Here is a 25,788-nt window from a genome sequence, read left to right on the forward strand (position 1 = left end):
CGCCGCCGTCACGCAGCCCGGTCCCGCCTGAGCACAACAAACACCGCGACGCTCATCGCGAGATAGCTGCACGCCATGCCGAGTGCGACTGCCCAGCCGATACCCACCGGGCCGAACCCGGCAAATGCGACGATGCTGGCGATCAGCACCACCGCCGCAAGACTCCGCGCGATCAGCGGATACGACGGGTGGCCGGTGGAATGGAGAACGGGCTCATACGATGCGCTGGCGAGGTCGAACGCCGCACCGATCGCCAGCGGTATCAGCACCACGCCGCCACGCGCGAAGCCTTCGCCGCCTATCAACGCCAACAAGTCCTCGCCGAACGCGAGTGCGGCCAGCGTCACGATCACGCCGCCAATGCCGGCGATCACCGTCACTTGCCTGACCAGGCGGCTGAACCCGCCGATGTCGGTCGCCACGCGGGCGTGGGCGAATTCCGGATAGATCGCGCGGCTCAGGAGCTGCGACAGCTTGCCGAAGCCCTGCGCGAGCTGGTCTGCGAGGCGATAGACGCCCGCCGCGCTTGTGCCGAGGAAATAGCCGACCGCCAGCAGCGGCCCTTGCTTGTAGAGCGCATCGAGCGTCGAGCTGACGTAAGTGATGCCGAAGAAGCGGCCCACCCCCGGATTCTCGCGCAGGGTCTGTCCGAACGTACCAAAATGCTCCTTGCGCATCGCTTGGGGCGCGAGCCGCCAGGCGGCAATCCAGTAGGCGGCAGCAGAGATCAGTTCTATCGCCGCCCAGGCGGCCAGAAAGCGGCCCACGTTCGCCCCGACGAACATGATTGCGAAAGCCGCCAGCAGGCGTCCGGTCGGGACGATCGCTTCGACATAGGTGGCGATGTCGAATCGGCCGAGCACGCGAACGATGCCGATCGGCGTCGTGACCCGCGCCCACAGGAGCGCGCAGTTGAAAGCGAATGCCATTGTCACGTAGCGCTCGTTCAGTTCGAGCAACTGCGCGAAACCGAAGTAGATGACATAGGCGACGAGGCTGCCCAGCAGCGCCCCGCCCGCGTCGATCGCGCCGCAGAACCACGCGAGGCGTCCGAAGCGCTGCCAGTTCTGCTCGTGCACCGCCTGTGCGCCGAAGCGCACCATGGTCTGCCATGTCTGGAATCCGGCAACTGCGACGAGCGCCTGGCCGGTGCCGAAAATCAGCGAAAAGTGGCCGAAATCCTTGATCCCGAGCGAGCGCGATAGCACGGCAAGATAGATGATGCTGCACACGGCACCGAAGCCCTTACCCCCCAAGAGCCACGCCAGGTTGCCCAGGATGGTCGACAGGCCCGTGCGTGAAGTGGGAGCGCGCGACGGCATGGCCGCGCTCTGGACGAGCTTGCTGGGAGGGTCAATGCCCCAGGCGGGGTGACATCGGCATGGCGCCACGGCGGACTTTACGCTAGCGGCACGCCGGATGGCGCGCATCTGCTTCCTCTTCAATCACGATCAGCTCCACCAGCTCGCACACAGCCTGCCGATTGCGCTGGAGCTGGCGGCGAGCGGGCAGCACGAGGTCGTGCTGGCGACCGGCAGCGAGGGGCTTGAGCAGCGGCTGCGCGAACTTGCCGGTCCGGCGCTCGAACGGATGGGTCTGGTGCGGCTCGACTTGCGTAGCGGGCTGTCGCGGTTGGCGGCTGGCGCGCTCGAACGGATTGTGCCTGCACGCAAGATCCTGCTCTACCGCGACAATCTCGATTTTTTCCGCGGGTTCGACGCGCTGGTGGTGTCGGAGAAGACTTCGCTCCTGCTCAAGACGCGCTACGGCCTCGATGGGCTGAAGATCATCCATACCCGGCACGGCGCCGGAGACCGCGCGATCGGCTTCGGCAAGGAAAGCGCCCGCTTCGACCTGGTGCTGGTATCCGGCCCCAAGATCGCGCGGCGGCTGGAGGCGGAGGCAGGCGTGGACCCGGCGCGCATCCGTATCGTCGGCTATCCGAAGTTCGACCTCTTCGCAGAGCACCGCATCCCGAATCCGTTTCCCGATCCCTCGCGGCCGATCGTCCTCTATACGCCGCATCCCTCGCCCCGCCTGTCCAGCTATTACCGCATGGGGCCGCGAGTGCTGGCGGAGCTGGCAGCGAGCGAGCGTTACAACGTGATCTTTGCGCCGCACGTCATGCTGTTCCAGCGGCGGTACACGGTCACCATCGCCCCGCCCGCGATCGAACGGGTGCCGCCGATCGATCCGGCGGTTGAGGCGTGTCCGCATATCGTGGTCGACCGCGGCAGCCCGGCCGCGACCGACATGAGCTACACCAACCTCGCTGACATCTACTGCGGCGATGTGAGCAGCCAGATCTACGAGTTCCTGCTGCGCCCCCGCCCTTGCCTGCATTTGAACGCCCACGGCGTAGAATGGCAGGGCAACCCCGACTACGCACACTGGCAGACGGGGCCGGTGGTCGGACCGGAGGCGAATATCGTCGAGGCGCTCGACCGGGCCGTCGCCACGCACCCGCAATACGCGGCGCGGCAGCAGGAGCTTTTCGCCGATACCTTCTCGACAGGCGCGCAGTCGGCCGCGATAAGGGCGGCCGCCGCCGTCACCTCGTTCATGGAAGAGAAGCCGTCATCCCGCACGAAACCAGCCTGAAACCGGCTCGGCTCGACGGCCGCCGCATCTGGGTCATGGCGAAGGGCTATGCTGCCGAAGAAGGCGGCATGCAGACTTACGCCGAAGGCGTGGCCGAAGCCTATGCCGAAGCCGGCGCCGAGGTGACCGTGTTCACGCAGACGGCGCTCGGTCCGCGGCGTATGCGCGTCGGGCCGGTCGTGCTGGTCGACGTGGGCCGGCCCAAATCGCCGCTGATGCCGCTGCGCCTGCGCACGGCCATGCGGCGCGAGAAGGCCCGGAACGGCGCGCCCTTCCTGGTCCACGGCACCACCTGGCGGACGTCGATCCTGCCGATGCTGGCCGGCCTGCCCTACGTCACGACCTTTCACGGCCGCGAGTTCATGTACGGCGGTACGCGCACCAAGCAGCTCATGCGGATGGTCGCGCGCCGCGCCCGCGCGATCGTGACCGTCAGCGGCTACAGCGCGGCCAAGCTCCGCGCACGACTGGGCGAGGACCTGCCGGAGCCGATCGTCGCCTGGAACGGGCTCGGCGACAGCCCGGTCGATTGTGCCGCGCAGGGATCGTCTGCCAAGAACGATCCGCCGCTCATCTTCTCGCTGTGCCGCCTGGAGCCGCGCAAGAACATCTCCGCATGCGTTCGGGCCCTGGCTGAGATCCGCGATCAAGGGCTGCCGTTCCGCTACATCATCGGCGGACGCGGCCCGGCCCTGGCCGAAGTGCAGCAGCTCGTCGAGGACTTTGCTCTCGGAGACATGGTGGAGGTGGCGGGCTTCATGCCGGCCGAGCGAGTCGCCGCGCTCTACGGCCAGGCCGACATCTTCCTCCATCCGCAGATCGAGATCGACGATGGACGCGATTTCGAGGGATTCGGCATCGCCATCGCCGATGCCATGGTTGCGGAAACCGCCGTGGTCCTTGGCAAGGCCGGCGGCGCGATCGAGCTGATCGAAAACGATGTCAACGGAATCGCGGTGGACGGCACCGATCACGGCGAGTTGCGCGGCGCCCTTCACCGTCTGCTCTCGAACCCGGAGGAACGCCGCACTATGGCCAGCGCCGCGCGCCTCCACGCCGAATGCACGTTTCGCTGGGACCGCCATATCGCGCTGGTCTTGCGCGATGTGGCAGCGGAAAGCTCAGCGAGTGAAGTCGACCGGGCGCCAGCCCCTCTGTCCGGCACGCCTGGCGGTCCCGGCGCGCGCGGTCACGAACCAGCCCTCGTCCGCCCAGTCGAGTAGCGGCGCGTCGGCGAAGCTGTCGCTGACGAACCGCAGGTGCAAATCCTCGCGCGCTATGCCGCGTTCCGCCAGCCACGCCCGCACGCGCGCCAGCTTCTCCGGCCCGTAGCAGTTGGGCTGCAGCTCGCCTTCAAGCGCCCAGTGACTGGCGATGATCTCTTCCACGTCGAGCAGCCGGGCGATGTGTTCGGCATAGAGCAGATAGGCGGCGGTCGCGATCAGGACGCGGCGCCCTTCGCGCACGTCCTCCTCCATCGCCCGTCGGGCACCCGGATGCAGCCGCGCGACGCGCGCTTCGGCAAAGGCCCGCGCTACTTCGGCGAGCCGTTCGGGTTGCGGACGCCCCAGCATCAGCCGCATTCCGCGGTGCTTGAGCGCCGTGCGGCCGATCAGCCCGAGCTTGTGCCCAATCATCAGTGCCACCCAGACCGGCAGCAGCAGGAGCCGCCACGGAGCGAGCCGCCGTGCACCGAAGATCAGGAAAGGCGTGAAAGTCGAACCGGACAGCAGCGTGCCGTCCAGGTCGTAGATCGTCATGCGCAACTTGCGCTCCCGCTTTGCCACGTTCGCGGGCCCACTAGCGCAATCTTCACCGAAGATCGCGCCCTTTCAACTTTGCCCTGCGCTCCGCTTCACCTTGCTCTTGTCGCCGAACCGGTTAGATAGGCCGCGAAACGCAGCAGGACAACGGACGCAATGGCGACCTTCACCCTTCCGAAGAACTCGAAGATCAGCGGCAAGGGCCGCGCCCACCGCGCCGAAGGCGCTGGCCGGGTCCAGAAGTTCAAGATCTACCGCTACGATCCCGACAGCGGCGAGAACCCGCGCTACGACACGTTCGAGATCGACCTCGACGATTGCGGCCCGATGGTCCTCGACGCGCTGATCAAGATCAAGAACGAGATCGATCCGACGCTGACCTTCCGCCGCTCGTGCCGCGAGGGGATCTGCGGCTCCTGCTCGATGAACCTCAACGGCAAGAACGGCCTCGCCTGCACCACCGCGATCGAGGATCTGAAGGGCGAGATCCGCATCACGCCGCTGCCGCACATGGACGTGGTCAAGGATCTCGTCCCCGACTTCACCCACTTCTACGCGCAGTACGCCTCGATCCGCCCCTGGCTGCAGACCGTCTCGACCACGCCCAGCGGCAAGGAACGCCTGCAGAGCCCCGAGCAACGCGAGAAGCTCGACGGCCTCTACGAGTGCATCCTGTGCGCCTGCTGCTCGACCGCGTGTCCGAGCTACTGGTGGAATTCGGACAAGTTCCTCGGCCCCGCGATCCTGCTCCAGGCCTATCGCTGGCTGGCCGACAGCCGCGACGAGATGACCGGCGAGCGGCTCGACCAGCTTGAGGATCCGTTCCGGCTCTATCGCTGTCACACGATCATGAACTGCGCGAACGTGTGCCCCAAGGGCCTCAACCCGGCCAAGGCGATCGCCGAGACCAAGAAGATGCTGGCCGAGCGCCAGATCTGAGCGTGGACACGCAAGAGCCGGTCTTCGACTACCGGGAGCATCCCGACCATCCCGGCTGGCACACCTGGAATCTGCGGGACCCGACACGCTTCAACCCGGTGGTCATGGGCGACATGCTCGTGCGCACCGAGGGCGAGAAGTGCCGCCTGCGCATGTTTCCCGAGCGCAAGCACACCAACTTGCAGGAGATGATCCACGGCGCGGTCACGCTGTCGCTGATCGACATCTCGCTTTTCGCCGCGATGCGGACGCTGACCGGCGGCGATGCCGGCCCGGCGGTGACGCTCGAACTTTCGACCCAGTTCATCGGCGCCGGCAAGCCCGACCAGCCGCTCGACGCGGTGGTCGATGTTCTGCGTGAGACGGGACGGCTGCTGTTCCTGCGCGGCGAGGTCGTTCAGGACGACCATTTGGTGGCGGGCTTCACCGCGCTGGTGCGCAAGGCCAGCCGCAAGTGAGTGGCATGCTCGCGCGCTACGAAGCGCTGGTCGCCGCGGGAGAACTGCGCCCCGATGCCGAGCAGCGCGCTGCCGCAGAGGCGCTGGACAGGCTGCAGGGCGCCCTCGAAACCGAACAGAACGTCGGCTTCGTCGGTCGTCTCCTCGGTCGCAAGCCCTCGCCTCCGCGCGGCATTTACATGTGGGGCGGCGTCGGGCGCGGCAAGTCGATGCTGATGGACCTGTTCGTCGAGACGCTGGGAATCGCGGAAAAGCGCCGGGTCCACTTCCACGCCTTCATGCTCGAAGTCGACAAGCTGATCCGCGAGGAACGGGCGAAGGAAAGCGGCGACCCGGTAGGCCCTGCGGCCGTCCGCATCGCGCGCGAGGTGCGCTGCCTCGCGTTCGACGAGATGGTGGTCAACAACACTGCCGACGCCGCGATCATGAGCCGCCTGTTCACCGCGCTGATCCGCGACGAGGGCGTCACCGTCGTCACCACCAGCAACCGCCCCCCGCGCGATCTCTACAAGGATGGGCTCAACCGCTCGCTGTTCCTGCCGTTCATCGATCTGGTCGAGGCCGAGCTGGATGTGATCCCGCTCAACGGCCCGGTCGACTACCGGCTCGACCGGCTCGGCGGGATCGACAACTGGCACACACCTCTCGGGGCCGAGGCGACCGCGCAAGTGCGCGAGGCCTTCTTCCGCCTGACCGACTACAAGCCCGAAGATGCGGCGCATGTGCCAAGCGCCGAGCTCGAACTAGGCGGCGGGCGCACGCTGCATGTGCCCAAGAGCCTCAAGGGCGTCGCCGTATTCAGCTTCAAGCGACTGTGCGGCGAAAACCGGGGTGCGGCCGACTATCTCGCGATCGCGCGCGCCTATCACACAGTGATCGTGGTCGGCATCCCGGTCATGGGCCCGGACCGCCGCAACGAGGCGATCCGCTTCACCAAGCTCGTCGACGCGCTCTACGAATTCAGGGTCAAGCTCTTCGCCACCGCCGACGCGGAGCCGGAGGGGCTCTATCCCGCAGGGGACGGCAGTTTCGAGTTCGCCCGCACGGTCAGCCGGCTCGAGGAAATGCAGAGCGCCGACTACATGGCACGGGGCCACGGCAGCGAGGGTTGAAAGGGGGCCGCGGAGCCCCACTTATCGACTATTCCGGCGATAACATCCCGCCGAGGTGAGAAAATCGATGATCGACGTGAGACCGTTCGCCACGCTGGGCGCAGCCGATCACGGCTGGCTCGACGCGCGCCATCATTTCAGTTTCGCCAGCTACCACGATCCCGATCGCATGGGCTGGGGCGCGATCCGGGTGTGGAACGACGACACCATTGCGGCGAAGAGCGGCTTTCCGCCGCACCCGCACAACGACATGGAGATCGTGACGTTCGTGCGCACCGGTGCGATCACCCACAAGGACAGCCTCGGTAACGAAGGCCGCACCGCAGCGGGCGACGTTCAGGTGATGAGCGCCGGGACCGGCATCACCCATGCCGAGTACAACCTCGAGGATGAGGCCACAACGCTGTTCCAGATTTGGATCATCCCGGACCGGCGCGGTGAGCAGCCATCGTGGGATCAGCGCGAGTTCCCCAAGGCCGCGCGCGAGGGCGGGTTCGAGATCGTCGCCAGCGGTACGCCCGATGCGGACGACGCCCTATCAATCCGCACCGACGCCAAAGTTGCCGCAGCAACCCTCGCGGCAGGCCAGTCGGCGACATGGCGCACCTCCGGAGAGCGACACCAGTACCTCGTCGCCCCGAACGGCCGCATTCGCGTGAACGGCCTCGAGGCAGATCCACGCGACGGTGTGGCCGTCACAGGCGAACGGGAGATCGTCGTCGAAGCGATCGACGACGCGCAGGTCGTGCTGGTCGACGCCCGCTAGAAGCTCAGGCCGCCTTGGCGAGCCGTGCTTGCGCGGCCACGAGGCGGCCCATGACTTTCAGGTCCTGCTCGCGCAACTGGAGCGCGGAATCGGCCCATAGCTCGGTGATACGGTTCAGTTCCGCCAGTTCGAGGTTCCAGGAAACCTTCATCGCGCGCCGCGAATTGACCAGCCCGGCGTGGCGGCGGTCGGACTTCTTGATGAATTCGCGGCAGGCGGCGAGGCCCTGTCCATTCTCGGCGAGGTGATGCACGAGGCCGATCTCGTACATCTGCTCCGCACTATAGGTCTCGTTCGACACGATCAGTCGGTCGGCCATAGCGCTGCCGACCTTGCGGCTCAGCAGGGCGTGCGCCCCCATCCCGGGGAACAGGCCGAACATGATCTCCGGCAAACCGAACGTCGCACCCCGTTCGGCCACGATGTAGTCGAACGACAGCAGCGCCTCGAACCCGCCGCCCAGCGCCGCGCCCTCGACCAGCCCGACGGTCAGCATCGGCAGGTCGAGCGAGGCGATGTTGCGGTGGAGGATCTTGCAGCAGCGATGGCCGTAGCGCACCAATCCGTCGCGATTGTGCTCGCGGATCAGGCGCTGGAAGAGGTCGAGATCGCCGCCGAAGCAGAACACGCCCGGCGCCCGGCTGCCAAGCACGAGGAAGCGCAGCGGCACTTTCTCCGGCCCGAACCCCTGCTCGATATAGACCTGCCAATTCTCAAAATCGCCGAGCATCGTGGGCGTGAAGCTCGGCCGTCCCTCCGGGTTCATGTAGGTCCAGAGCGTCTGCGTCGCGTCCTCGTAGAAGACGTCGAGCTCGTGAAGCTGGAACAGACCTTCGGGAATTGCCGCGTGTCGCGCGCTTTCCGCGACCAGCATCTCGTCGCCTGCACCAAGCGGAATAGCTGGCTGGTCCGAACCCGTTTCAGGTTCGACATTCTCGATTCCGGAACTCACATGATCCATAAGGATCCCCCCGCTTTTCTGCGGCACCCCCCGATTTTCGGGAAGCGTAATCGACACGCGAGTCAATTGGCAAACGATTAATTAACTTTGCTGACGGCCGGTCCCGATCCGGGGCATACCCCAAAATCGCGTGTCCGCTAGCCCGATATGCCCAGGCGATCGAGCGAGCGGTCGAGCATCAGGAGCTGCCACAGTAGCCGCGAATGGTCCGACCGTCCGGCGATATGCGCCTCGGCGATCGTGCCGAGCCGGATCTCGTCGAACCAGCCGGTGCGGGCCAATCGCGCGCCGGTCGCGATCGCCCGCGCCTCACCGGCCAGCGGCCCGCGCAGCCACTGCGCGATGGGTGTGACGAAGCCCTGTTTCGGACGGAATAGCACGTCGTCGGGCAGGTAGCGGCGCATCGTGTGCTTGAGCAGCCACTTGCCCTGTCCCCCCCTGATCCGCTCGCGCTGCGGCAACTGCGCCGCGAACTCGATCAGCCGGTGGTCGAGCAGCGGCTCGCGCGCCTCGAGACTCACGTCCATGCTCGTGCGGTCGACCTTGGTCAGGATGTCACCGGGCAGCCAGAACTTGAGATCGGCATATTGCGCGCGGTCGAGCCCGCTCCGGGCGGGCGCAGCGCGCATCATCTCCATCAGCGGATCTTCGGCGCGGTAGCCGCCGATCTCGCGCGCGAAGCGGTCCGTGTAGAGCGCCCCGCGGAGCTCCGGTGGGACAACGCCGAGCGCGCGCGCGTATCCCGCCGCGCCGTCATCGGCGAGCGACTGGAAGGTGGTCTTGGCGCGCAGGGGGCGCGGCGCCCAGTCGGCCTTGGGCCAGATCGCGCCGAGGCCGCCAAACACCGGCCGCCGCAGTGCGGCGGGTAACACAGCGCGCGCCTGCTCTTCGCGGGCATGGAAAATCTGGCGGCGATAACCGGCGAAGGCTTCGTCCGCCCCGTCACCCGAAAGCGCCACTGTCACCTTCTCGCGTGCAAGTTGGCACACCCGCCAGGTGGGCAGCGCGGAGGCGTCGGCGAAGGGCTCGTCGAACATGGTCGCGAGCCGGTCCACGGCGGAGAAGTCGTCGGGATCGACCGTGCGGCTGCTGTGATCGGTGCCGAAACGCAGCGCGACTTGTTCGGCGTAGGCCGTCTCGTCGAGCGCCGCGACGTCGAAGCCGATCGAGCAGGTCTTCACCGGATCGCGGCTCGATTCCGCCATCAGGGCAACGACCGAGGAGGAATCGACACCGCCCGACAGAAAGGCGCCGAGCGGCACATCGGCGACCATGCGCGAGGTCACCGCCCCGCGCATGTGGTGCAGGAGTTCGGCGGAAAGATCCGCTGTCGCGCCCGAGCGGCGGCGAGTGAAATCGACGTCCCACCACTGCACCGGCGGCGGCGGCGCGGCCTCGTGCCGGAGCACACGATAGTGGCCGGCGGGCAATTTCTCGACGCCTCTCAGGATCGAGCGGTGGTCGGGTACGTAGCCCCAGGCGAGATAGTCCTCAATCGCCAGAGGATCGGCCTCCCGCCGCAGCAGGGGGTGCGCGAGGAGGCCCTTGAGTTCCGAGGCGAAGGCGAGGCTTCCGTCGCTCAGGTGCGCCATGAACAGCGGCTTCACCCCCAGCCGGTCGCGCGCGAGGAGCAGTTCGCGGCGGTGCGCGTCGTAGAGCGCGAAGGCGAACATGCCGTGGAGGCGCGGCAGGCACTCGACGCCCCAGCGGGCCCAGGCGGCGAGGATCACCTCGGTGTCGCCGTCGGTGCGGAACTGCGCGCCTTCGCTCGCAAGCTCACGCCGCAGCTCGCGGTAGTTGTAGATCTCGCCGTTGAAGACGATCATCGCGCGCCCGTCCGCCGAATGCATCGGCTGTGGCGATCCCGCGACGTCGATGATCGAGAGGCGGCGATGGCCGAGGCCGACGCCCGGTCCGGTCCAGACTCCCGAACCGTCAGGGCCGCGATGCGCGAGCGCGTCGGACATGCGGCCGACCCGCTCGGGATCGACCGGCTTGGGAATGCCGCAATGAAAGATCCCGGCGATGCCGCACATGCGCGGCCTCTATCGCAGGCCGGCGACGCGGTCCATCCACGCGCCGCGCTCGCCGATGGCGGCGGTGAACCGGTCGATGACCTGCGCGCCCTCGGCTGCCGGGCGGCCCTCGACCGAGAGGATCAGCGTCGCGGTCGGGTGCCGGCGCAGCAGCAGCCGGTCGCGCATGGTGGCGAGCTTGAGTCGCGCCGCGCTACCGGTTGTAAGATCTCCCTTGCGGTAACTCGTCTCGGCAACCCGGACGAGCCGTCCGTGGGCGAGAAGGACCTCACCTGCCGCCTCCGGCGACGCCCGCCCCGGTTCCAGCCAGCGCCACGGCGTGTCGGGCACGAGCGCGCCTTCCCCATAGGCCGAAGCGTCGCGCCGGTCGTCCTGCGCCGGGTAGAGCGCGTAGAACACGTCGATCTCTTCCCCGGCGGCGTCGCGGTAGCGGCCGATCAGTCGATGCGCCGCGCCGCTTGCACGGGGTTGCCACGCGACTTCGGGGGCATAAGCGACCTGCTGCCAACCCGCGACGTCGGGCAAGGCGATCATCGGCGGCACTTGCGCCTCCACTCGCGAGGCCAGGGTGGCCCAGAGGGCAAAGCCGAGCGCCATCGCGACGATCGCGCCAAGCGCCGTGCTGGCGCCGAACGAGGCACGTTCAAGCCCGCCGAGGAACGGCGAGCGGCGGAGCGCCTCGGGATCGATCGCGGGCTCATCCGGTTCCCAGTCGAACCATCGCCAGGAAACGGCAAGCAGCACTGCGACGACGAAAGCAAAGAATACCCACCCGTAGACGATGTGGTCGAACCCCTCGGCGAAGGCGATTCCCCGCGACTGTGCGATATAGATCGTCCCCCAGGCGCGCACGCCGTTGGCGAGGATCGGTAGCGCCAGCGCGAAGGCGAGGAACGCCGCGCGGCGGGTCCAGCTTCGGAAGCAGGTCTGCGCGATCAGCACACCGAGCGCGAGCATGGCGACGAGGAACTGCACCCCCGAGCAGGCCTCGGCCACTTCGAACAGGCCGACGGGGGTGTCGATGAAGACGCCCTCGATGACCGCGGGAATGCCGCTGGCATGGGTGAGCCAGATGACGATGTCAGCGGTCACCATCTGCAGGGTCGGCACGAGCTCGTCGCCGAACGGCACGAGGAACAGCATGTAGACGAGCGGGAACACCAGCCCCGCCGCGACCCGCGGGCCGAGCAGCGCGATCACCGCCGAAGGAAGCGCAAGGACCGCGCCGAGCTGGCTCGCGCTGTTGAGCCCGGCAAGCGTGCCGAGCAGCCAGAGGAACAGTGATCCCGCGACCAGCACAAGCCCGGGCCACCAGGCACGGGGCGTCAGCTCCGCCAGTTCGCGGCGGCGGTTCCACACCAGCCATCCGACGATCGGGGGCACGAACAGCACGTGGTTGTAAGTCGAGACGTTCCACCACTTGTCGACCATCGCCAGCCAGTCGCGGCTCGTGAGGAGCCCGAGCGCGAGCCAGGCGGCGGCAAGACGGACCAGCGGACCGCGCCATACGGCGGGAACGCGAGCGAGTAGCCCCTCCCCCCCAGACGGGAGGCTGACCTCAGGCGGCATCGCGGTGCGCCTCCGCGCGGCGCGCACCGACAATCCCGTCCAGCGGGGCGAGCATGGCGGCCCAGCCCTGATGATCGACAACGTAGCGGCGCGCGGCGGCGCCCATTGCCTCGGCGGCGGTTCGGTTATCGAGCAGCGCGAGCGTGCGGTCGATCAACGCCCCGTCGTCGGGCCCGACGGCGAAGTGCTCCCCGTCACGCGCGTCGATTCCGGTCGCGGCCTCGGGCGAAAGTACGACGGGCCGCGCCATGGCCATGGCCTCCAGCACCTTGTTCTGAATGCCGCGCGCGATCTCCAGCGGGGCGAGCACGGCATCGGCGGCGGCGAGGAAAGGCCGCACGTCGGGTACTTCGCCCCAGACGCGTAACCCACCCTGCCCATCGAGCCGCCGCAGTTGCGGCACAGGCGCGCGGCCGACGACATGAAACGTCGCGTCGGGATGCACCTTTCGGACCGCCGGGAGCAGCCGCTCCGCCGTCCGCAGCGCCGCGGCGACGTTGGGCGCATAGTCCATCTGCCCGGTGAACACGAGGTGCGGCCCAGCCTGCGCGGCAAGCTCCGGATGCGGGGCGACCGCCAGCGGATCGAAGGCCGCGGTATCGATCCCGTTGCGCAGCGCTTCGATACGCACGCCCGCCGGATCGCGCAGCCGCGAGCGGAACAGCGCCGCCTCGGCTTCGCTGACGAACAGTGTGCAATGGGCGCGGTGCGCCAGCCCCTCTTCCTCGCGCGCAAGCAGGCGCGCCTCGCGCCGGTCGATCCAGGCGCGCAGGCCGCCCTGCTTGCCGTAGGCCTCGAACTTGGCGGAATCGACGTCGCACAGGTCGATCATCACGCCGCCGCCGAAGTCAGCCGGAACGTACTGCCCCATCTGTCCGGAGAACACGAAGACGGTGCCGATAGGCCGCTCGGCGAGCGTGCCCGCAATCCAGCGGCGGAGGCCGGCGTGGTCGAAGGCCGAGAGGCTGACCGGCAGGCCTTTCGCCAGCGCCTCGAAGCCAGCGAGCGGCAGCGGCTTCGCCCGGCGCGCGAGGAAATGGCTCGCGGCGATCCCGGCCAGTTCGCTCTCTTGCGCCATGTCGCCGTCGGTCTCGGCAAGACAGCCGACGTGGACCGGCGCAATCTCGGCCAACCGCTTCAGCAGATGATGCGAGCGGATCTTGTCGCCGCGGTCGGGCGGAAACGGCACGCGGTGCGCGAGGAAGAGGATTTCGCCCGGCATTAGCCCAGCCCCCGCGCGATCGACGGACCGATACGGTTGGCGATGCCGAGCGGCAGGCGCTTCCACAGTGCGATCTTGGCCGAGTAGGCGTCACTGTTGGGATCGATGTTGCGCCTGGCGGTGCCCGGCGCGGTCCAGCTCGCATAGGCGAGCGGCTGCGGCTCGAAGCCCCAGTTCTTCTTGTAGGCCGCCGGGCCGCTGCCCGTCTTCGAACGGCCGAAGTCGAACCGCAGGCATCCGCGCCGGCGGGCATGCAGCATGAGCTCGAAGTACATCCGCTCGTTCGCCCGCAGCGCACGCGCCGCGAACGTGCCGCCGCCCCAGTATGGGAGCACGGTGCCGGAATGATAGAACGACAACACGCTCGCAACCGCCTGCCCTTCATGGAGGACGGTGAGGACGTCACCGTCGAGCTCGTCCAGCGCCGCGTCGAACAGCGCCCGCGGGAACACCGGCGTGCCGAGGTTGCGGACGCTTTCGGCATAGACCGCGTAGTGGGCCGCCCGGTCCGCCTCGCCGCGTCCGATACGGACCTCGAGATCGCCTTGCAGGCTCTTGCGCACTTCCGCGCGCTGCTTGCGCGGAACGGCAAGGAGCTGCGCCTCGTCGTCCGCCGCGAGATCGGCGACGAACCCGAGGTGCGCGTCGTCGCGCAGGTCCCAGTCCGGCGGGAGTGCCCCGCCCCGGAGTTCCACCGTCGCGCAACTGCGCCGCTGCGCCAGTTCCTCGGCCGCGCGGACGAGCATGGTCGCGGCGCGCTCGTCCTCGGCCAGAATGCCGCCGCCGACCGCGAAGCCGCTCGACACCAGCGCACGGCCGAAGATCGGGGAATGGATCTCGCTCAGCGGCAGCCAGCCGACGAGAGTGCCGTGCCGCTCCCCCACGAGGCCCAGCGCATGCTGGCCCGTGCCGCGCTCCACCACGCGAAGCCACGCGGGGCGATGGAACAGTGCCTCGCCCCACTCCGCGACGAAGCGCTCGATCCGCGCGACCTCGCCCGCATCGCGCAAGTCCGCGAGCGAGACAGTGGTGGCAGCCGGAGCGAACGGCGCGTTCATGCCGCCAGCGGCACCACGCGCGCGGCTTCGCGCTGCGCGATCTCGTCCATGCGCCCCCAGGCGAACTCACGCACTAGGTCCCGCAGCTTGGGCGCCATGCGCTCGAGATTGGTGTAGTGCCGCAGGCGCGACTTGAGCGGTGCGCCGGGCACCCGCGGCTGATCGGGATCGATCTCCCACGGGTGGAAGTAGAATACGGCCGGGCGACCGTCGCGGCGGTTCACCTGCCGGATCGCCCAGCGCGAGAAGGCGTACGGCAGCACGCGGAAGAACCCGCCGCCCCCTGCAGCCAAACGCTTGCCGGCGAATGTCGCGGTGGTCACCGGGATCTCGACGAGATCGGCCCCTGCGAGCGGATGGAACGCGAAGCGCGGCGCCTCACGCCAGCCATAGTGATCGTGCACGATCGGTGCGACGCTGGAAGAGTAGGCGTAGCCTTGCTCGGCAAGTTCCAGGTAGGCCCAGGGGGTGCGCTGGTCGATCGAGAAGCTCGGCGCGCGGTAGCCGGTCACCGCCACGCCGCCCGCGTCCTCGAGCGTCTCGCGGGCGCACCGGATATCGTCGGCGAACTGCTTGCGGTCGAAAGTGAACACCCGCGCATGGTCGTAGCCGTGGCTCGCAAGCTCGTGCCCCGCGTCGACGATCCGCCGCATCAAGGCGCCGTTGCGCTCGGCCACCCAGCCCAGGGTGAAGAAGGTCGCCTTGACCTCCGCCTCGGCAAAGAGATCGAGGATGCGCAGCACGTTGTCCTCGACGCGCAGCGCGAGATCGTCCCAGTCGCCGCGTGCGATCACTTTCTCGAACGCGCCGACCTGGAACCAGTCCTCGACGTCGACGGACAGGCCGTTGACGATGCGATGCCCCTCCACACGCGCCTCCTCAGGCCGCGGCGCGCGGGAGCTGCCCGGTTTCGACCCACTCGATCAGCATGGTAAGAACCTCGCGCACCGAGCGCTCCTGCTCGTCCAGCCGCCGCCCGAAGGCGTCGATGCGGGCCACGAGTTCCTCGCTTTGTGCGCCGTCGTCCTGCTCCGCCGCCTGCGACAGTTCGATCACCGCCTGCTGCAGTTCCGCGATCTGCGCGTCGCGTTCGGCCAGCATGGCCTCGAAATCCACCGCAGGCGCCTGCCCCGGCGCTGCTTGCGCGGCCTCGGGATAGACGGCGTGCTTGACCGGGCCCGGCCCGGGCGCGGGGGCAAGCTTCGGCAGCGGGCTCGGTGCCGCCTCGGGAAAGGCGTTGTCACTCTGCATTTCCTTGAGCACGGCGCTGAGCATGGCGCTGTCGATCCGCGTGCGCTGCTCGACCGCACCAAGCAGCAGCAGCCGCGTGGCTACCTGGTTGACCTTGCGCGGAATGCCGCCGGCCGCCTGGTGCAGTTCGGCGAAGACACGCTGGTCGAACTCGGGATTGCCCTGCCACCCGACGCATTCGAGGCGGTGCTTGATGTAGGGCTCGATCTCCCCCGGCTCCATCGGCTCGAGGTGATGGGCGGCGATCACGCGCTGGCGGAGCTGTTCGAGATCCTGATGCTCGGCGAGCACCTGACGAAACTCGGGCTGGCCGAGCAGCAGCGTCTGCAGCAGCGGGTGCGCGCCGAGTTGGAAGTTCGACAGCATCCGCAGCTCTTCCAGCGCCTCGACGCTGAGGTTCTGCGATTCGTCGACCACCAGCATGCAGCGCCGGCCCGCGCGCGCCTCTTCATGCAGGAAGCTCTCGATCGCGCCGAGCGCGCTGGCCTTGTCGTGCCCCTGGACATCGAGGCCAAAGCTCTGCGCGACGACGTGGACCAGTTCCTCGCCGTCGAGGTTGCTGGTGACCACCTGGCCGACCGTCATGTGGTTGCGATCGATCTTCTGCATCAGATGCGCGACGAGCGTGGACTTGCCCGCGCCGACCTCGCCGGTGATGACGATGAAGCCCTCGCCCTGCGCCATGCCGTAGCCGAGGTACGACAGCGCCTTACGGTGCGTCGTGCTCTCGAAATAGAAATTGGGGTCGGGGGTCAGTTGGAAGGGGCGACCCGTTAGCCCGTAAAAGTCGTCGAACATCGCTTCAAACCCCTCAGAAATCGTATCGCAGGCCGAGCAGTGCGGAGGCCGAGGTGTAGTTCTCGATCGCCGCGTCGCTATCCAGGTGGTCGATCGCCACGGCGGCGCGGGCCGACAGGCTGTCGGTGATCGCGCGGCGGTAGGCAGCCGATGCGCCGAGTGCGAGGACCTCGCCGCTATCGACAAAGCCGCTGTCGATCCGGCTCGCATAGGCGTTGGCGTCGAAGCCCGCGTTACGGCCGAGCTGCGCGGACAGGTAGTAGCTGACCCAGTAGGCTTCATCGACCACACCATTGGCCGAGGCGAGCACGGTGCCCGGTGCGGCGATGAACTTGCGCCGCTGATAGCCTGCGCCGACGCCGGTGTTGATCCGGCCGAGCTGCACGCCGTAGCTCGCCGCGATGCCGCGCGAGCGGAACACGGCCGAGCGCACCGAGCCGAGCACGCCGGCGAGACAGCTCGCGCCCTCCTCGCCCCCGACGCAGCCGGTGAAGTCTCCGCTGAGCGCGTTACGCGCGGCGGTGAACTGGATCGGCAGGTTGGCAAGCGCGGTGTTGAGCAGCCCGCCGAAGCCGGAGATCGTGTCGTAAACCGCGACGTTGACGCTGCTGCGCGAGTTCGGCGCCCAGGCGAACGTGCCGTAGTAGGTGGTGGAATCGTAACGCCGGCCGACATGCGCCTCGAGCGCGGTGCGCGTGCTCGGGCGCCACATGACGCCGACGTCCCAGATCAGGCCGTTCGCTTCGTAGGCGATGCGGCGGGGCACGCTGTCGTCGGTGACGAAGCGACCGTCGCTGCCGACCACGGGAACGCCGTCGGCATCGCGCACCGCGTCGCGGCTCGATACCTCGACATCTTCGTACCCGACGCCGCCGACGAGCGCGAGGTCGCGTGACACCGGCACCTGCACGTCGGCGCGCACGAAGCGGTCCTGCACGCGCTGGTCGAGGTTGGAGACGTCTTCCTGCACCCAGCCGCCACCGACGCCCAGGCCGACCGGAAGCGGCTCGCCCGGGCGCGTTCCGACGTGGAAGCCCGCGGCGTGGACCACGCTCTCGTCGAACACGTCGACCGGCGCGGCGCCGGGCGTGACGACCACCGCGTCCGGCGCTTCGACGCGGGTGTAGCCGATGCGGTAGTTGGCGTTGATCTCGACATCGCCCGCGCTCGTGTGGAGGTTGGGTCCGGCATAAGCGGAGTAGACGCGGCTCTCGCTGTCGTCGCCGACCAGCGGGTTGAGCGTCGCGCCGCCATTGCCGTCGACCCGCGTGCGCGCGGCGAGCGCCCCGCCTTCGACGGTCAGCGCGCGGGGCACGATCGTCGCATAGCCGCGCGCGATGCCGCTCAGCGTATCGGAATCGAGTGCATCATCGCCGTAACCGATGTTGCGTTCGTAGCGCAGCGAGACCGAGCCACCGTTGTTGCGGCCCGTCACGCTGGCGTCCACGCCCGCGGCAACCTGGGTGTAAGTCACCGTATCGTCGCCCGGCGAAAGCTCCGCGACGAGGACCTGCGAGGCCTCGATATAGGGCTCGACGCTGACACGCCGGTCGCCGCGCCCTTCGCTCGCTTCCTCGGTCGCCGTCTGCTGCGCGCAGACCGGCGCCGCCAGAGCGAGTGCGGCAATCGCGCAGGCCGGGGCGAGGAAAGTGCGGGTCATCGCCTTACTCCCCGTAGCCATAGTAGGTGCCGAACTTGCGGCCGCTGGGGCTGAAGTGTGCGGCGTTGAGCACGAGCTTGACGTCGGGACAGCCGGACAGGAGCTCGGCGGCGTCCTCGAGCGCGCTCTGTGCCGTCGAATCCGCACGGGCCACCAGGATCGCCTGGCCGACGTGCTTGGCGAGCTCGGCCGCCGGGGAGGCCGCAAGCGCGGGCGGCGAATCGAAGATCAGGATGCGGTTGGGCGCGCCCATGCTCAGCCGGTCGAGCACCTCAGCGGTGCGGCGGCTGGCGAGGTATTCGCTGTCGGCATTGGTCTGGTTGCCAGCGGGGAGCACCCACAGGCCCGGGATGTCGGTGCCGATCACGAGGTCTTCGGGCGGGACGTTGTCGTTCGCCAGGCAATCCATGAAGCCCGGGCCCTTGGGCAGGCCGAACGTCGAGAGGATCGAAGGCTTGGCGAAATCGGCGTCGATCAGCAGGACCTCGCTGTCGCGTTCGGCCGCGAGCGCGATCGCGAGATTGCTGGCGCAGAAGGTCTTGCCTTCCCCCGGATGCGGCGAGCAGACGAGGATCCGGCGCGAGCGCGCGGTGCCCGCCGCATGCGCGCTTTCGAGCACGCGGCGCTTCACGATGCGGAACTCCTCCATCAGCGCGTTCACCGCGCCGTCGGGGACGATCAGGCCCTGTTCGCGCAGCAGTTCCCGGTCGACCGGGAAGCGCTTTCCCTGAAGGGCGACCGCGCCGACCTGCCGCTCGACCACCACCTGCGACGGTGCAACAGGTGTGGGAAGGGTTTCGGGCGCAGGCTTCTCCGCTTGTGGCTCGGCAGCGGGCTCGGGCGTGGGGCCGCTCGGAGCGGCGGCCTCTTCCGTCCGACGCACCTTCGCGTGCTTCAGCGGGGCATCAGGCAGCCGATGCGGCACCGGCGCGGCCTTGAACGGGTCGAAGCCGAACGCGCCGCTCGCACGCTCCAGCAACGAGCTTTCCTTGGGCCCCTCGGGCGGGACGGGAATCTTCTTGTGTTCGGTCATGTCCCCCTCCTCACCCGACCATGCCGACCTGGACGAACTCGACCGCCAGCAGCAGCACGCAGAGCCCGCCCAGCGAGGCGCAGCCGGCGACGAACATCTTCATCCGCTTGCGTGCGATCGCCCGCGTCGCGTCGGTGAAGGTGTGCGAAATGGTTCCGATCACCGGCAGGCCGAGCGACCGTTCGAGCTTGGCGCCGGTGGCGAAAGTCGAGCGTACCTGGCTGAGCGCGAAGGCAACGCCAACGCCGGCACCGGCCCCCAGGATCAGCACCCCGATCAGCAGGATCGGGCGATTGGGCGCAGCGGGTGCGCGCGGCGTCGAAGGCGGATCGACCACTTCGAAGCGGAACGAGCTACGCTCGCTCTCCACCTGGCTGCGCAGCCGCATCTCTTCCCGGTTCTGCAGCAGCTCGTCGTACTTCTGCTTGAGCACTTCGTAGTCGCGGCTGATCCGGTTGGCTTCGGCGGCGACCGCGGGCTCGTCGGCCTGAATCGCCATCATACCGGTGAGATCGGCCTGCAGCGCCGCCTTGCGCGCCATCAGCGCCTGGACATTGGCCTCACGCTCGGCGCGGATCGCGACCAGCGAGCTGTAGGCGGGGTTTGCGGTACCCGAAGCATTCGGTCCTTCGCGTGCCGCCTGCCGTTCGAGCAACTCGATCTGCCGCTTGAGCGCGGCGACGTCGGGATGGTTGTCGGTCAGGCCGCGCGCCTGGAGCCCTGCGAGCTGCGAGCGGGCCTGCATCAGCGCGCCGCGCGCGCCGCCGGCCTCACCCGCCGTCACCAGCGTGCGCGGCGTGCCGGCGATCTGCCCCTGGATCGCGGCCAGCGCGCTCTGCGCCGCGGCGAGGTCTGCATCGACGCCGCGCATTTCCGCGCGAAGCGTCTGGACCTTGGTCGAGAGCGAGGTCGTGCCACCGACCAGGTCGGGATGCTGGGCCTCGAACGCGAGGCGCCGTTGTTCGGCCGCCTCGAGCTCGCGCTTGCGGTCTTCGAGCTGCTGTTCGATGAAGATCAGCGTCTCGGCCAGCTCACCGCGGCTCCCGGCGATGTTTTCCTCGCGGAAGATATCGATCATTTTCTGCACGACATCCTGCGCCAGAGCGGCGTTCTCCGCATCGGAAAGGCTGGACTTGCCGATCTGTGCGGTGATCTCGAACAGATTGCCCTCGGTGCTCACCACCTTGATCTTCTCGGCCAGACTGCCGACCGCGCGCTCCATCTGCGACGGCGTGGTCACACCCTCGCCCAGCTTGGTCGAACGCACGACCTTCTCGAGATTGACCGAACTGAGGAGCGTCTTGCGCACGCGCTCGATCTCGTCCTTGCCGGCACTGGCGACGCCGATCTGCTGCGCGAGTACGTCGTCAAGCTGGACGAAGACCCGCGCCTTCGATTCATAGGTGTTGGGGATCATCGCGACGGCGAACCATCCCAGGATGCACACGCCCCAGGCGATCGCGAGCACCAGCCAGCGCCGGTGCCACGCCGAATAGAGCGCCGCCTGCAGTTCCTCGAAGACCTCGTTCATCCGCCCGGCGCCTTTCTCAGAACATGCTTTCGGGGATGATGATCACGTCGCCCGGCTGGAGCATGACGTTGGCGCGGCTGTCGCCGTCCTTGAGCAGGTCACCGAGCCGCAGCGCAAATTCGCGCTGGCGCCCGGCCTGCTTGTCGAAGCGGATCAGTTTGGCACGATTGCCGGCGGCGAACTCGCTCAGGCCGCCGACCGCGATCATCGCGTCGAGCACCGTCATGTTCGCACGGTAAGGGATGGAGGCGGGCTGTTCCGTCGCGCCGACGATGCGGATCTGCTGGCTGAACGTGCCGGCGAACTGCGTCACGATCACCGAGACCAGCGGCTCCTCGATATACTGCGAGAGCTGCAGGCGGATATCTTCGGCCAGCATCGCCGGCGTCTTGCCGACCGCCGGCATGTCCGCGACGAGCGGTGTGGTGATGCGCCCGTCGGGGCGGACCTGGATCTTCTCCGCGCCCAGTTCGGGATTACGCCAGACGTGGATCGTCAACTCATCGAGCGGCCCGATGACATATTCCTCGCCCGGCCCTTCCTGCATCGCGACGAACGAAGCGGGGGGCAGCTGCGCGCCGCCACCGCCGGCGCAGCCTGCGAGCGAGAAAGCTGCCAGCGCGGTGCCGGCGAGCGCTTTGGAAAGTCGGGCGATGGGCATCGATGCACGTCCTTGCCTGTCTTGCGGGCACGACATGCGGAGCGGAGGAGCGACCTCCCTTTCCGCACCCGCGGTTCAAGGGACGCTTCCTCGCCAAAAAGGGTGAAAATACTATTAGCCTTCTTCGCCTTCTGACGGACGGTCCCGATACGGGACAGCCAGGGCGAAAAGGTTAAACGAGCATCTGCCGCGCGGGACCGTGGCCGAGGAAGTCCGCCGGCGATGCCGTCGCACCGTAGGCTCCGGCGCAGAACACGGCGACGAGATCGCCAACCTCGGCGCGCGGCAGGTGGGCCTGGTCGGCCAGCCGGTCGAGGGGCGTGCACAGGCATCCGACGACGTTGGCCTCTTCCTCGGGCACGGCGTCGAAGTGCGTTGCGATCGCCAGCGGATAGTTCCGGCGGACGACGGTGCCGAAGTTGCCCGAGGCGGCGAGCTGGTGGTGCAGGCCGCCGTCGGTGATGAGGAAGGTCTGGCCGTGGCTGATCTTCCGGTCGATTATGCGGGTCAGATAGACCCCCGCCTCGCCCACGAGATAGCGACCGAGTTCGATGCAAAGCTCGGTTGCCGCGAGGTTGTCCGGCAGTTCCGCGAAGCGATCGGAGAGCGCCGCGCCGACTGCCTGGATGTCGAGCGGCGTGTCGCCATTGAAGTAGGGGATGCCGAAGCCGCCGCCCATGTTGAGCTTGGGCAAGGCCGCGCCGATCTCGCCCGCGAGCCGGTCGGCCAGTGCAAGCACGTTGGCCTGGGTCTCGATGATCGCCTCGGCGTCGAGCGCCTGGCTGCCGGTGAAAATGTGCAGCCCGCGCCATTCCGCGCCCGCTGCAATGATCTTGCGCGCGAGAGCGGGCACTCGCTCCTCGTCGATCCCGAACTGCTTGGCGCCGCCGCCCATCTTCATACCCGATCCGCGCAGCTCGAATGAGGGGTTCACGCGGATCGCCAGGCGAGGCCGAACTCCGCGCCTTTCGGCGATTGCCAGCGCGCGTCGTGCTTCTCCCTCAGATTCGAGGTTGATCGTGCAACTGGCTGATATCGCGAACTCAAGTTCCTCGTCGCGTTTTCCCGGACCGGCAAAGCTCACCCATGCGGGATCGATGCCCGCCTCGCCAAGCCTCGCGAGTTCGCCCGCCGACGCGACATCGAAACCGTCGACCAGTCCGGCCATGAATTCCAGCACGGGCGCGTGAGGATTGGCCTTGATCGCGTAGTTGATCCCCAGCCGCTCGGGCATGGTGTCCCGCAGGGCCGCCGCCCGGCCGCGCAGCATGTCGCGCGAATAGACGAACAGGGGCGTCGCCCCTGCCTCCGCGACCAGATCGCTTGCCTTGCGCCCACCGATGGCGAGTTCGCCGTCGACTGCCACAAAACCGTCCGGAATGGGACCAAGAGGCTTCATCCTACGATCCCCCGTGCAATGGCAGTTCGGTCGAGCTTGCCGTTCGGATTGGTCGGCAGCGCCTCGCGCCAGTGGATGACCTTGGGCTGCATGAAGTTGGGCAGGTCCTTCGCCAGCGCCTTGGGCAGCCGCTCCTCGGCATCGTCCGCCCCGGCAGCGGCGCGTACGACAAGGTGCACGGCGTGGCCCAGCCGTTCATCGGGCACGCCGAGCGCGACCGCTTCGGCCACCAGCCCGGTTGCGATCGCCGCGTCCTCGATTTCCTGCGGGCTGATCCGGTTGCCCGCGCTCTTGATCATCGCGTCTCGCCGGCCGACGAAATAGAGGAACCCGTCCGCATCGCGTCGGACGCGGTCGCCCGACCACACGGCCGTGCCGCCATATTCGGATTCCGCCGGAGCGGGCTTGAACCGCTCCGCCGTCCGCTCGGCATCCTGCCAGTAACCTTGCGCGACGAGCGGGCCGCAATGCACCAGCTCGCCCTCCTCGCCAGCTGGAGTAACCTTGCCATCGTCGCCGATCACGAGGATTTCGGCAAAGGGGATCGCCTTACCCATCGAGGTTGGATGCGTATCGACCAGCGCCGGATCGAGGTAGGTGGAACGGAAGGCTTCAGTCAGGCCATACATGGGAAAAAGTCGTGCCTGCGGGAAGATATCGCGCAAATCTCGCACGAGATCGACGGTCAGCGCACCGCCCGTGTTGGTCAGGCGTCGCAGAGGCGCCACCGCATCTGCCGGCCAGTCGAGATCGGTCAGTTGCACCCACAGCGGCGGCACTGCAGCCAGCGTCGTGACGCCATGGCGCGCGCAGGCCTTCGCAACGTCGCGCGGAAAGAGATAGTCGAGCGGCACCACGCAGGCGCCCGCGTACCAACTGTTGAGGAGCTGGTTCTGCCCGTAGTCGAACGACAGTGGCAGGACCGCGAGCGTCACGTCGTCGCTCGCGATCCCGAGATAGTGCGACACACTGACCGCCCCAAGCCACATGTTCGCGTGGCTCAGCATCACCCCCTTGGGGCGTCCGGTAGAACCGCTGGTGTAGAGGATGGCGGCAAGCTCGTCCGGATCGGCCTCGGAGGGTCCCAGCGAACCCTCGAACGCCCCGATTGCCGCGAGGGCGCCGTCTTCCGCCAAAGCGCGACAATGCCCGGGCAGATCGCCCTGCTCCAGCGTCTTCAACCGTGCCTCGGTCGCGAGCAGCAGGCGCGCGCCGCTGTCGGCGAGGATATGCGCGACTTGCGCGTGCTTGAGCAGCGGGTTGATCGGGACATGGACGAGCCCGGCGCGTGCGCAGGCGAGCGGCAGCAGACAGGTCAGTTCGCCCTTGGCCGCCCAGCTCGCCACCCGCTCCCCGCGCCCGGGTACCTGGCTCTGCAACCATGCCGCCATGCGAGCGACACGGGTTCTTAAGTCCTTGTGGGTAAGCGTGCCCTCGCGCAGCACCAGCGCGGGTGCATCCGGCTCACCACGTTCGGCGAGATGGTCGAGCGGCCGGGGGACTGGGTCTGGTGCGAGGGACATCTGAGCTTTCGAGGAACGCATAGGAAGTGATCGCCGCCAGCTATCACGATGAGGTTAACGTCTTGCAAGGGACGATCCAACAGGCGTCCTCGCCCTTCGAGCGGCCCGAGTGGTTCGCGTTGCTGGCCGAGAGCGGGATCAGCCCCTTCATCGCGCTGGCGCGGGACGAGGAGAGGACCGCCGCGCTTGCGCTCACCCGCGCCAACGGCCGGCTGGAACCGCTGCGCAACTGGTACAGCTTCACCTGGCGTCAGCTTACGCCGGACGGGCCGCAGGCGGAGCAGCTGCTTGCAGGCCTTGCCCGCGATCTCAAGCGGCAGGCACACCGCGTCACGCTATGGCCGGTGCCGGACGAGGACGGCTCCGCCACCCGGCTCGAGCGGGCATTCCGCAAGGCGGGCTGGCTGGTCGCGCGGGAGCAATGCGATCACAATCACGTGCTCGAGGTGAACGGGCGCAGCTTCGCCGAATACTGGGCGTCGCGGCCGGGCCGGATGCGGACGACACTCAAGCGCAAGGCGAAGAAGGTCGAAGTCACCATACGCGAACACTTCGACGCGGCCGACTGGGCGGCTTACGAGGCAATCTACGCCGAAAGCTGGAAGCCCGAGGAAGGCACGCCCGACCTGCTTCGCCGCTTTGCCGAGGCTGAGGGAGAAGCGGGCCGTATCCGCCTTGCGGTCGCACGGCATGAGGGCGAACCGGTGGCTGCGCAGTTCTGGACGGTCGAGAACGGCACCGCCTACATCCACAAGCTCGCTCACCTCGAAAGCCGCAAGGAACTCTCGGCCGGCACCACGCTGACCGCTGCGCTGTTCGAACACGTGATCGACCGCGACCGTGTCGCGCTGGTCGATTTCGGGACCGGTAACGACGGCTACAAGGCGGACTGGATGGAGATCGTCCGCCCGCGCTTCCGGCTCGACTGCCTCGATCCCCGGCAGCCGCGCGCCTGGCCCGCGCTGGCCAAGCGCTTCGTTCGCCGCCTTGCACCCGCTTCCGGGCGAGGCTAAGGGCGGCGCGCCGAATTGCAGAGCCAAATTTCAGGGCCAAATTTCAGGGGACGAGCCCGAATATGACCGAACTTGCGCCAAGCCGCAGCGATATCGACACAAAGTTGCGCGCGATTCTGCGCGACGTGCTCGGGCTCGATGCGGAACGGGTCGAGCGCTTCGATGGCGGCACCGGCCTGTTCGGCCATCTGCCCGAGCTCGATTCGATGGCCGTCGCCGGCCTACTGACCGAGATGGAAGACCGCCTCGACATCATCATCGAGGATGACGACGTCGATGGCGAAATGCTGGAGACCTACGGCGGGCTGCTCGCCTTTGCCGAGGCGAAAGTCGTCGAAAACTGACGGGACGTGCTTTCACGACCTGGCCCTGCCCGAGCATCGGGGGCGGCACGCACGAGGAAATCGCGCTCACCTTCGGCGGCAAGCGCGCCG

Annotated in this window: 23 protein-coding genes; 8 read left to right on the top strand and 15 right to left on the bottom strand. The window is 67.9% G+C overall.

Features of this window, described 5'->3' with window-relative positions; translation table 11 throughout:
* Positions 1 to 8 precede the first annotated feature (8 nt).
* The gene (locus D2V04_RS07895; protein WP_119512826.1) at positions 9 to 1,322 is read right to left on the bottom strand and encodes a lipopolysaccharide biosynthesis protein; all 1,314 of its coding nucleotides are present in this window, start codon (positions 1,320 to 1,322) and stop codon (positions 9 to 11) included.
* Between the two features lie 97 nt (positions 1,323 to 1,419).
* On the opposite strand from D2V04_RS07895, the gene D2V04_RS07900 reads away from it, so the two are divergent.
* Positions 1,420 to 2,601: a hypothetical protein gene (locus D2V04_RS07900; RefSeq protein ID WP_119512828.1), complete on the top strand. Its 1,182-nt coding sequence runs from the start codon at positions 1,420 to 1,422 to the stop codon at positions 2,599 to 2,601.
* Between the two features lie 35 nt (positions 2,602 to 2,636).
* Positions 2,637 to 3,824, top strand: coding sequence for a glycosyltransferase family 4 protein (locus D2V04_RS07905; protein ID WP_119512830.1), 1,188 nt, complete (start codon positions 2,637 to 2,639; stop codon positions 3,822 to 3,824).
* Here the strand turns inward: D2V04_RS07905 and D2V04_RS07910 are convergent.
* A complete protein-coding gene (locus tag D2V04_RS07910; protein ID WP_147391798.1) occupies positions 3,723 to 4,361 on the bottom strand; it encodes an HAD family hydrolase in 639 nt (212 codons plus the stop codon). The two genes, D2V04_RS07905 and D2V04_RS07910, sit on opposite strands and share 102 nt — an antisense overlap.
* Positions 4,362 to 4,520: 159 nt before the next feature.
* Here D2V04_RS07910 and D2V04_RS07915 point away from each other — a divergent pair, with 159 nt between their 5' ends.
* The 4 genes from D2V04_RS07915 (at position 4,521) to D2V04_RS07930 (ending at position 7,639) form a co-directional block, all read left to right on the top strand.
* The gene (locus D2V04_RS07915) at positions 4,521 to 5,303 is read left to right on the top strand and encodes a succinate dehydrogenase iron-sulfur subunit (protein ID WP_119512834.1); all 783 of its coding nucleotides are present in this window, start codon (positions 4,521 to 4,523) and stop codon (positions 5,301 to 5,303) included.
* A gap of 2 nt (positions 5,304 to 5,305) precedes the next feature.
* Positions 5,306 to 5,761 carry a PaaI family thioesterase gene (locus D2V04_RS07920; RefSeq protein ID WP_228766320.1) on the top strand — a complete coding sequence of 152 codons (456 nt, stop codon included), beginning with the start codon at positions 5,306 to 5,308 and terminating at the stop codon, positions 5,759 to 5,761.
* A complete protein-coding gene (gene zapE, locus D2V04_RS07925) occupies positions 5,758 to 6,873 on the top strand; it encodes a cell division protein ZapE (RefSeq protein WP_119512836.1) in 1,116 nt (371 codons plus the stop codon). The genes D2V04_RS07920 and zapE overlap by 4 nt, the downstream gene beginning before the upstream one ends.
* A gap of 67 nt (positions 6,874 to 6,940) precedes the next feature.
* Positions 6,941 to 7,639 carry a pirin family protein gene (locus tag D2V04_RS07930; RefSeq protein ID WP_119512838.1) on the top strand — a complete coding sequence of 233 codons (699 nt, stop codon included), beginning with the start codon at positions 6,941 to 6,943 and terminating at the stop codon, positions 7,637 to 7,639.
* 4 nt (positions 7,640 to 7,643) lie between these two features.
* Here D2V04_RS07930 and D2V04_RS07935 read toward each other — a convergent pair whose 3' ends face one another.
* The 13 genes from D2V04_RS07935 to D2V04_RS07995 form a co-directional block, all read right to left on the bottom strand.
* Positions 7,644 to 8,591 (bottom strand): crotonase/enoyl-CoA hydratase family protein, encoded by a 948-nt coding sequence (locus D2V04_RS07935; RefSeq protein ID WP_228766321.1) that lies wholly within the window; start codon positions 8,589 to 8,591, stop codon positions 7,644 to 7,646.
* A 146-nt stretch (positions 8,592 to 8,737) separates the two neighbouring features.
* Positions 8,738 to 10,636: an XrtA/PEP-CTERM system amidotransferase gene (locus D2V04_RS07940; protein ID WP_119512840.1), complete on the bottom strand. Its 1,899-nt coding sequence runs from the start codon at positions 10,634 to 10,636 to the stop codon at positions 8,738 to 8,740.
* Positions 10,637 to 10,645: 9 nt separating this feature from the next.
* Positions 10,646 to 12,205: an exosortase A gene (xrtA, locus tag D2V04_RS07945; RefSeq protein ID WP_119512977.1), complete on the bottom strand. Its 1,560-nt coding sequence runs from the start codon at positions 12,203 to 12,205 to the stop codon at positions 10,646 to 10,648.
* Positions 12,195 to 13,427, bottom strand: a complete 1,233-nt coding sequence (locus D2V04_RS07950) for a TIGR03087 family PEP-CTERM/XrtA system glycosyltransferase (protein ID WP_119512842.1) — start codon at positions 13,425 to 13,427, stop codon at positions 12,195 to 12,197. The genes xrtA and D2V04_RS07950 overlap by 11 nt, the downstream gene beginning before the upstream one ends.
* Entirely contained in the window at positions 13,427 to 14,485 is a 1,059-nt protein-coding gene (locus D2V04_RS07955; RefSeq protein ID WP_119512844.1) for a FemAB family XrtA/PEP-CTERM system-associated protein, read from the bottom strand. The genes D2V04_RS07950 and D2V04_RS07955 overlap by 1 nt, the downstream gene beginning before the upstream one ends.
* Entirely contained in the window at positions 14,482 to 15,339 is an 858-nt protein-coding gene (locus D2V04_RS07960; RefSeq protein ID WP_119512979.1) for an XrtA system polysaccharide deacetylase, read from the bottom strand. Before D2V04_RS07960 ends, D2V04_RS07955 begins: the two co-directional genes overlap by 4 nt.
* A 25-nt stretch (positions 15,340 to 15,364) precedes the next feature.
* Positions 15,365 to 16,534 carry an XrtA/PEP-CTERM system-associated ATPase gene (locus D2V04_RS07965; RefSeq protein WP_119512846.1) on the bottom strand — a complete coding sequence of 390 codons (1,170 nt, stop codon included), beginning with the start codon at positions 16,532 to 16,534 and terminating at the stop codon, positions 15,365 to 15,367.
* Between the two features lie 13 nt (positions 16,535 to 16,547).
* Positions 16,548 to 18,194: a preprotein translocase subunit YajC gene (locus D2V04_RS07970; protein WP_119512848.1), complete on the bottom strand. Its 1,647-nt coding sequence runs from the start codon at positions 18,192 to 18,194 to the stop codon at positions 16,548 to 16,550.
* Between the two features lie 4 nt (positions 18,195 to 18,198).
* Positions 18,199 to 19,227 carry a capsular biosynthesis protein gene (locus D2V04_RS07975; protein ID WP_119512850.1) on the bottom strand — a complete coding sequence of 343 codons (1,029 nt, stop codon included), beginning with the start codon at positions 19,225 to 19,227 and terminating at the stop codon, positions 18,199 to 18,201.
* Between the two features lie 10 nt (positions 19,228 to 19,237).
* A complete protein-coding gene (locus tag D2V04_RS07980; protein ID WP_119512852.1) occupies positions 19,238 to 20,758 on the bottom strand; it encodes an XrtA system polysaccharide chain length determinant in 1,521 nt (506 codons plus the stop codon).
* A 16-nt stretch (positions 20,759 to 20,774) separates the two neighbouring features.
* Positions 20,775 to 21,419, bottom strand: a complete 645-nt coding sequence (locus tag D2V04_RS07985) for an XrtA/PEP-CTERM system exopolysaccharide export protein (protein WP_119512854.1) — start codon at positions 21,417 to 21,419, stop codon at positions 20,775 to 20,777.
* 172 nt (positions 21,420 to 21,591) lie between these two features.
* The gene (locus D2V04_RS07990; protein ID WP_119512856.1) at positions 21,592 to 22,818 is read right to left on the bottom strand and encodes a pyridoxal-dependent decarboxylase, exosortase A system-associated; all 1,227 of its coding nucleotides are present in this window, start codon (positions 22,816 to 22,818) and stop codon (positions 21,592 to 21,594) included.
* Positions 22,815 to 24,341, bottom strand: coding sequence for an acyl-CoA ligase (AMP-forming), exosortase A system-associated (locus tag D2V04_RS07995; RefSeq protein ID WP_119512981.1), 1,527 nt, complete (start codon positions 24,339 to 24,341; stop codon positions 22,815 to 22,817). The genes D2V04_RS07990 and D2V04_RS07995 overlap by 4 nt, the downstream gene beginning before the upstream one ends.
* Before the next feature lie 26 nt (positions 24,342 to 24,367).
* Here D2V04_RS07995 and D2V04_RS08000 point away from each other — a divergent pair, with 26 nt between their 5' ends.
* Both D2V04_RS08000 and D2V04_RS08005 read left to right on the top strand, forming a co-directional pair.
* A complete protein-coding gene (locus D2V04_RS08000) occupies positions 24,368 to 25,354 on the top strand; it encodes a GNAT family N-acetyltransferase (protein ID WP_119512858.1) in 987 nt (328 codons plus the stop codon).
* 62 nt (positions 25,355 to 25,416) lie between these two features.
* Complete coding sequence (locus tag D2V04_RS08005; RefSeq protein ID WP_119512860.1) at positions 25,417 to 25,698, top strand: phosphopantetheine-binding protein; 282 nt, start codon at positions 25,417 to 25,419, stop codon at positions 25,696 to 25,698.
* Positions 25,699 to 25,788 lie beyond the last annotated feature (90 nt).

The sequence above is a fragment of the Pelagerythrobacter aerophilus genome (assembly GCF_003581645.1).
Taxonomy (GTDB): Bacteria; Pseudomonadota; Alphaproteobacteria; order Sphingomonadales; family Sphingomonadaceae; genus Pelagerythrobacter; species Pelagerythrobacter aerophilus.